Source organism: Segatella cerevisiae, assembly GCF_024054555.1.
Taxonomy (GTDB): domain Bacteria; phylum Bacteroidota; class Bacteroidia; order Bacteroidales; family Bacteroidaceae; genus Prevotella; species Prevotella cerevisiae.
Genome location: NZ_JAMXLY010000073.1, coordinates 1 through 7613 on the forward strand (window position 1 = coordinate 1; position 7613 = coordinate 7613).

Annotated in this window: 6 protein-coding genes; 2 read left to right on the forward strand and 4 right to left on the reverse strand. The window is 46.4% G+C overall.

All coding sequences use genetic code 11. The annotated features are described in order from the left end of the window. The first annotated feature begins 254 nt into the window (after positions 1-254). Entirely contained in the window at positions 255-2870 is a 2616-nt protein-coding gene (locus NG821_RS11995; RefSeq protein WP_252761895.1) for an alpha-L-arabinofuranosidase C-terminal domain-containing protein, read from the forward strand. Positions 2871-2909: 39 nt separating this feature from the next. On the opposite strand, the gene cobC is transcribed toward NG821_RS11995, so the two are convergent. The 4 genes from cobC to cobU all read right to left on the reverse strand — a co-directional run bounded on the left by cobC (position 2910) and on the right by cobU (position 6030). Beyond that, the gene (cobC, locus tag NG821_RS12000) at positions 2910-3506 is read right to left on the reverse strand and encodes an alpha-ribazole phosphatase family protein (protein WP_252761896.1); all 597 of its coding nucleotides are present in this window, start codon (positions 3504-3506) and stop codon (positions 2910-2912) included. Positions 3507-3516: 10 nt separating this feature from the next. After that, a complete protein-coding gene (locus NG821_RS12005; protein WP_252761897.1) occupies positions 3517-4311 on the reverse strand; it encodes an adenosylcobinamide-GDP ribazoletransferase in 795 nt (264 codons plus the stop codon). Positions 4312-4398: 87 nt separating this feature from the next. After that, positions 4399-5457, reverse strand: a complete 1059-nt coding sequence (cobT, locus tag NG821_RS12010) for a nicotinate-nucleotide--dimethylbenzimidazole phosphoribosyltransferase (RefSeq protein WP_252761898.1) — start codon at positions 5455-5457, stop codon at positions 4399-4401. A 30-nt stretch (positions 5458-5487) separates the two neighbouring features. Further along, positions 5488-6030 carry a bifunctional adenosylcobinamide kinase/adenosylcobinamide-phosphate guanylyltransferase gene (gene cobU, locus NG821_RS12015; protein ID WP_252761899.1) on the reverse strand — a complete coding sequence of 181 codons (543 nt, stop codon included), beginning with the start codon at positions 6028-6030 and terminating at the stop codon, positions 5488-5490. 234 nt (positions 6031-6264) lie between these two features. Here cobU and NG821_RS12020 point away from each other — a divergent pair, with 234 nt between their 5' ends. Next, entirely contained in the window at positions 6265-7455 is a 1191-nt protein-coding gene (locus NG821_RS12020) for an OmpA family protein (protein WP_252761900.1), read from the forward strand. The last annotated feature ends 158 nt before the right edge of the window (positions 7456-7613 follow it).

Genomic DNA, 7613 nt, shown 5'->3' on the forward strand with positions numbered 1-7613 from the left:
GTTCAACCGAAGATCATTTGGCGACAGACTTTTTGACAGGCTAGTTGTTGCAGCTGTGTCCTATAGACCGGCGTTTCAGCACAGAACCTATGATTGAAGAAAATCACTCAGTTGAGGATAATCATAATTTTTTATAACTCTCTAATTTGTTTGGGGCTGGACGCAGTGATGCCTCCAGCCTCTTTTTTTTGATAAGAGGGTGATCGTGGTACCTTGAAAGTGTGATGCTAGCCATAGAAATTAATCTGACAAATATGAAAAATAAACTGTTTCTTGCGTTTACATTGACGTTTATCCTGTTGCCTTTTTCCTGTAAGGCACAATCTCAGGCTTTCTATACGATACAAGGCCGTGATACGACTTGTCAGATATTCCTTTATTCTCCTGACCCGAAATCAGGACTTCATGCCGCTTATCTGGATAGCCGCCAGAACTGGAAAGAACTGGGGCAGATCCTCTCCTGCGATTATGGTCCCTGGGGGGCTGGCAAGAAGATGTATACGCCTTTCGTGACCAAGGCCAAGGATGGGACGTGGCGTGCTCTGTGGACTCTCGATCCGCTCGCTCCTGCTTTCGCTGCGGCATATTCTGAAGATCTGCTTTCGTGGCGACCTCAAGATTACCCTATTGTGAAAGAACATGGCATAACATCGCCTGTGGCTTATCAGATGGATGACGGCAGTTGGGATGTTTACCTGAAAACGGGTAAAGGAAAACGGTATGTGCATGCTTCGGAAGACTTCCGGACTTTTGATGAAGATACGCTGGAGGCAGAGGCTGACGAGGTGCTTTGGCAACAAGACACTGCTCTGATTGCCGGAAAGGTATGGCATGGAAATACTTTCGATGTCCCGGTCATGCAATTGGACTATATGCAGAACTGGTTCAGGACGTTGGCTGAAGACCGTACGCTCTGCAGTGAGCGGATGAAGGATGATCAGCAGCGGTTCGCTTCAGCAGAAGATACATTGAGGTCGACTCTCAGCGTCGATCCTCAAAATGTGTTACCTGTCAGCGATCAGTTGGTCGGGGCTTTCTTCGAGGATATCAATTCGGCAGCTGACGGAGGTTTGTATGCTGAATTGGTCAGGAACAGAGACTTTGAAGATCCGGGAGACCCGAAAAACTCTTGGTCTGCCAAACCTGCATGGAAACTCTATCAGCTGATCAAGAAAGATGAGTTGCAGGGAGAGCCGTTGCATCTTGTCACGGACCAGCCTTTGAGCAAGAATAATCCGCATCATTTGGTCTTGACACAAAATGAGGTCTTGAGCAATACCGGATGGGATGGGATACCGGTGAAGAGTGGTCTGTATAATTTTTCTTTCTATGCCAATCAACTTGCAGGGGAGAAAAATCAGATTGCTGTCATGTTGATTGCCGATGATGGTACTGTGATGGCTGAAAACAAAATCAAGTTGAATGGCCTCGGATGGAAACGTTATGCCTTGACTTTGAATACGGCACCTAAAAAGAAAATGCCTGAAGACAGTAGCGTGAAAAATTGCCGTCTGCAACTTGTAGTCAAGAAAGAAGGAATGGTGGGCGTAGATATGATTTCCCTCTTTCCTCATGATACTTATAAAGGGCATGGCATGCGGAAGGACCTTGCTGAAACCATCGCAGAACTTCATCCTAAGTTTGTGAGGTTTCCGGGGGGATGCATGGACCATGGCCAGGGTGTCTCCAATATATATAGATGGAAGGAAACAATAGGTCCTTGGCAGGATCGTGTGCCGGCACCAAACATTTGGAATTATCATCAGACACGCGGATTAGGTTTTTACGAATATTTCCAGTTTTGTGAAGATATTGGGGCAGAACCGCTACCTGTAGTCGCTGCCGGTGTACCTTGCCAGAATTCTCTTCCTGATGCCAATGGACTCGCAGGACAGCAAGGGGGGATTCCGATGAAAGATATGCCTCAGTATGTCCAGGACATCCTTGACTTGATCGAATGGGCGAATGGAGACCCTTCAACTTCTAAGTGGGCAAAGATGCGTGCCGATGCTGGTCATCCTGCGCCTTTCCATCTCAAAATGATCGGTGTAGGGAATGAGGACCAGATCTCTACTGTTTTTGAAAAGCGGTACCTCATGATCTGCCAGGCTGTAAAAAAGAAATATCCGGATATCAAAGTCATCGGAACTGTCGGTCCCTTCCATTATCCTTCTTCTGATTATGAAGAGGGATGGCGCTTGGCCAAGGCGCATTCCGACTGTATCGATGCCGTGGACGAGCATTATTATGAGCGTCCGGGTTGGTTCCTCCATCATCAGGATTATTACGATCATTATGACAGGAAGGCTCCAAAGGTTTATTTGGGAGAATATGCTTCTCAGGATCGGACGGTAGAGAACGCTTTGGCGGAAGCAGTCTACCTTTGTAGCCTGGAACGCAATGCGGATGTCGTCAGGATGGCTTCTTACGCTCCACTGTTGTGTAGAAAAGGACATGCTAATTGGAATCCTGATCTGATTTATTTCGATAACAGTTCCATAGAACTGACGCCTAGTTATTGGGTGCAATATCTGTTCTCCAATTATTCAGGTGACCAGTATATCTCTTCTCACCTTGAAACAGTTCCTTCCGTTGCCTCTAGAATTGCGGCAAGTGTCGTGAAATCTTCAAAGTCGGGGAAGGGGTATCTCAAATTGGTCAATGCGTCTCCGAAAGTTGTCGCCTTGACTGTCAAGGGCATCACTTTGAATGCCGGAAAAGAAGGGATGATGCTTCAGGGACAACCTGCTGACCGTCTTATCCGTGTCAGTGGTGTAGAAGGGCAGGCGGGCAATGCTTCCTTGCCCCTAGTTCAGGGGCAGGCGGTAGTCCTCGCGCCTTATTCTGTAAATGTGTTGGAATGGAAATGACGGGGATGATTGTGGGACACTGAAGTGTTTTCCGGTTGTTTAGATCTCGATCGTTTCTATCCCGCCATAATCTGTTTCATGCTCAAAAGCCTCTTCAGGAGTGAACAATTTGCCGTAGATGCCTGCGCAGATCAGGACGCCACCGTGGGCGAACAGGGCAACTTGCCGATAGGGCTTTTCTCTCAATTCGTCCAGAAAAGAGCTGATGCGGTTGTAGAGTTGTGGAAAACTTTCTCCTCCGGTGCAGGCGAGATGCATATAGTCTTTATACCATTCGAGGATGAAGGGGTCATTTTTGGGAATGTCATCATACCGTTGCATCTCCCATTTTCCCATATTCATCTCCTTGAGTCTTTCATCAACGTGAGCCTGTCCCAGTTCTCTTCCCGGATGTGCAGGAAACCCTTTGGATGCATAGCCGCAGAAGGCCGCCAGTTTTCTGGCACGTGATAAAGGTGAAACGTATACGGCATCAAGAGGATGCCTGACACCATCCTGGGTGATGATTTCTTCCAGTTTTTTAGCCGTCGCTTCAGCCTCTTGTGGAAAGGTTTCTGCCACCGGCACGTCTGTCCACCCATAGCATGTGCCTGGAGGGACTCCTACACGGGTATGTCTTATCAAAATAACCTTCATGACATTTGCGTTATAATAAATTGCAGGTAAGATACAAACTGAGTTCGACCAACAGAAATAATGCTCCGCAGCAGTCTCCGGTATACCCGCCGATCTTCTTATAGAAGAGTCGGTAGAGGAAATACATGACCAGACAGGGAATGAATATGAATAATTCCCATCCTGCAAAATGGATATAATAGAGGAAAACCACCATTGGGAGCGCACCTTGTATAAAAAGGCTGATGCCTGCACGGACGGAAAATTTACGATAGACCACCTGGTTCTTGGCTTGTTCGGCTGTTCGGACATAGGGGAGCATCTGGATAATCTGCCCGGCAATCATCTTGGAGAAGGCATCTGCCGCAATGATAAAGAGGAAGGTATAGAGCGTCCCTCTGGTGCTGGCAGTTTGGAGCAACAGGAAGAAAAAGAGCAGTTCATAGAACACGATCCCCAGTACGCCGTAAGTGCCGATCTTGGAATCTTTCATGATTTCGAGGATCCGCTGTTTGCCCGTGCCTCCTCCAAAACCGTCAATCAGATCTGTCAATCCGTCTTCGTGAAGCGCACCGGTGATCAATATCCGGGCGATGATGGCGATGAGGACACTGATGATAAGTGGCAGAAAGTGGCTGCATCCGATGAGGACGCCTCCCATGACTGCACCTGTCAGCCAACCTGTCAACGGCCAGTGTTCGACGACTGTTTCATAAGCTGCTTTTGGAGGCTGATGAACTCTCCAGAAAGGCAAACGGGTGAAAAAGATGAATGCTGCCCAGATGCGGTCAGTCCATTTGATGTTGCTGTCTATTGATACTTTCATAAATGTTGTCTTTCTAAATTCTTATCAGTTGTTTTGATACCGGTGGTCGTGTCAGGGCTTCGGTGACCTGATGCGATACGAGGTCGATCAGGAGAAATATTTTGTGATATGCCCCTTTTGGAAAGTGTTCATCTCATTGAGCATGCGTACGGCTGAATCGACGATGGGGTAGGCACATAAAGCTCCGGTGCCTTCGCCTAATCGGAGACCTAAGGACAGGATGGGGCGGGCGTGCAGGAAATCGAGCATTTTCCGATGTCCTTCTTCGTCGCCACAGTGTCCGAATATGGCGTAGGGGCGTATGGCCGGCTCCAACTGATTGGCACCTAACAGACAGGCGGTCATGATAAACCCGTCTATCAGGATGATCATGTGCAACTCGGCAGCTCTCAGCATGGCTCCTATAGCTCCGATCATTTCGAAACCGCCGAAATAGCGTAATATGGAGATTGTCCTCTCTCTTCCACGCTCATCGTAATGGTTGAGATACCGGTCAACTGCCTGTTGCAATACCTTATATTTATGTTTTACTTGTTCTGAATCCAGCCCTGAACCGGAACCGACACATTCGGCAAGAGGGAGGTTGCAGAACAATGACATCCAGATCGAAGAGGCTGATGTATTTCCTACTCCCATCTCTCCAAGGCTGATCACATTGCAGCCTTCGGAATAGCAGGCATTGACGAGTTGTATACCTTTCTCTATAGCATCATCGAATTGCCTTTCCGTCATAGCAGGGCCGTAGAGGAAATTCTTTGTACCGTAATCTATTTTGTCGTTGAGGATTCCGGGGACAGAGGACAGGTCGTGGTCAACTCCCATATCCACGATTCTCAGATGAAAATGATGTTGCCTGCAGAATAAGTTGACACCGCCTCCGCCATGGGTGAAATTGAGCATCTGTTGCCAGGCCACCTCTTTTGGGGTAGCGCTCACCCCCTCAGCCACGATGCCGTGGTCACCTCCTAACAACAGGTGACAAGGATTATTGAGACTTGGACTCAGCGTGTGCTGTATCAGTCCGATTTGCAAGGCAAGGTCCTCGAGCAGTCCCATAGAACCTTTGGGTTTGTTCAGATTGTCTATCTTGTCCTGAAGTGCCGGACGCAAACTCCCATCCGGCTGCTTAATATAAAAGGTGTGCATGTCTTTTGGTGTCTTTATGGAGCATTCCTATCATTTCTTCACGCCTTCCTTTATGGTCACAGGAATGCCGGAGACCATTAAAACGACTTCATCCGCTTTGGAGGCGACATACTGATTGAACCAACCCAGGAAATCTGTAAATTTCCGCTGCACGGGATTGCTGCTGGTCCCCCCGCTTCCTATTTCATTCGTAACAAAGATAAATACAGCCTCTTGACGGGTCAGTTGATCGAATTCTGAAGTCACCTCCTTGAGACATTGTTCAACAGAAGGTTGTGCATCTGTGTTTTTTTCACGATCAAAAAAGAAATTCGTACACCACAGTGTCAGACAGTCGATGACGACGACTCGATGAGCGACGGTATGTCGGGAGAGATATTTTTCTTCTTCGATCGTCGTCCATTCCGGTCCCCGTCTCGCCTGATGCAACCTGACCCTTTCGCGGAACTCTTCGTCCCAGATGTGGGCAGTGGCCATATAGACAGGGTGAGACGAGAGTTTGAGTGCCAGTTTTTCAGCGTATGCGCTCTTTCCAGAACGCTGTCCTCCTGTGATTAAAATGACTTTCTTCATTTGATTCCAAAATTACAAAATAATTCCGAATATTGTCCGTTTATAGGTCTAAAAAGGTAAGAAACACGGAGTTTTTGGGTTTAATGCAGCAAAATCTAAAATATTATCAAAAAAATTTGGAAGTTAAACATTTTTTTTATTACTTTGCACTTGAAACTCTGAATAAGGGTCGTAATATACACGAAAGTGAAAGAAAATAATTTTTTAAAAATGATTAATAAATTTTAGAGAGACATGAAAAAGTTAGTTTTATTGTTAGCTGCTGCAACTATGGCAGTTTCTGCTTCAGCTCAGACTGTTGCAGAAAGCAAAACTTTCGACAACTGGTACGTTGGTATCAATGGCGGTGTTACAACCAAGACAACCGGTCACAACTGGATGGGAGGTCTGAACCCTAACGCTGGACTTCGCGTTGGTCGTTACTTCACTCCAGTATTCGGACTTGCAGTTGAGAGCAATGCTTATTTTTCTAATAAGCCTTATGCATCATCAAAGACTGGTGTTCGTTTCCTGAATACAAGTTTACTGGGAACTATCAACTTCAGCAATTGGTTTGGTGGTTATAAGGGTGCTCCTCGCTTCTTCGAGGTTGGTGCTGTATATGGTCTTGGCTGGGGTCATTCCTTCGGCAATGCTCAGGTTTATACCAGAGCTGCAAACAAGTCTAACGACTTCAATTTCGTAGCTGATCACGGAATCAATTCTCATATCGATAATTTGAGTTCTAAGGTAGGACTTGACTTCCAGTTTAACCTCGGTGAGGAGAAAGCTTGGCAGATCTATGTTGAACCTTCTATTACCTACGCTTTGAATGGCGATGGTTATGATGGGACAGCTTACAATGTCAACCGTTCTTTCGTACAGTTGAACGCTGGTGTAATCTACAAGTTCAAGAATTCCAACGGTACTCACAACTTCGCTATCGCACAACTTCGCGACCAGTCTGAGATCGATGGTCTGAACTCTCAGATCAACAACCTCCGCAACAGTCTGAACGACAAGGATGCTCAGTTGTCTGCTAAGGATAAGCAAATTGAAGACTTGCAGAACGCTCTTAACGCTCGTCCAAAGTATGAGAAACCAGCTACTGCAACTAACCTGCAACCGACAGTTCTCTTCCGTCAAGGCAAGAGTGTTATCGACCCTGCTCAGTATGCTCCTATTGAGTTGATTTCTCAATACATGAAGCACAACAAGGCTGCTAATGTTGAAATCAAGGGTTATGCTTCTCCTGAAGGTAGCGCTGCATTCAACCAGAAACTTTCTGAGCTTCGTGCAGAGGCTGTTAAGAAAGCTCTTGTTAAGAAATATCGCATCTCTTCTAGCCGTCTGACTACTAAGGGTATGGGTGCTACTGACAAGTTGTTCAAACAGGTTGAATTCAACCGCGTTGTTACTTTCAACGACAATGCAGCACAGGAATAAGGAATAAACCTTATACACTAAAATATTAAGGAAGGAGGGTGTGTCAAAAGATACATCCTCTTTTTTGTTTCTCATTCTCAGTTATCTTTGCCATTTACTGTCAGGCTGCGATTTTTCCATCGCACATGATCAATTGCAGTGTATTCTGCCTCAGACAA

Coding starts and splice junctions, on each gene's coding strand:
- NG821_RS11995 (WP_252761895.1), top strand. CDS start 255: ATGAAAAATAAACTGTTTCTTGCGTTTACATTGACGTTTATCCTGTTG.
- cobC (WP_252761896.1), bottom strand. CDS start 3,506: ATGAAGGTTATTTTGATAAGACATACCCGTGTAGGAGTCCCTCCAGGC.
- NG821_RS12005 (WP_252761897.1), bottom strand. CDS start 4,311: ATGAAAGTATCAATAGACAGCAACATCAAATGGACTGACCGCATCTGG.
- cobT (WP_252761898.1), bottom strand. CDS start 5,457: ATGCACACCTTTTATATTAAGCAGCCGGATGGGAGTTTGCGTCCGGCA.
- cobU (WP_252761899.1), bottom strand. CDS start 6,030: ATGAAGAAAGTCATTTTAATCACAGGAGGACAGCGTTCTGGAAAGAGC.
- NG821_RS12020 (WP_252761900.1), top strand. CDS start 6,265: ATGAAAAAGTTAGTTTTATTGTTAGCTGCTGCAACTATGGCAGTTTCT.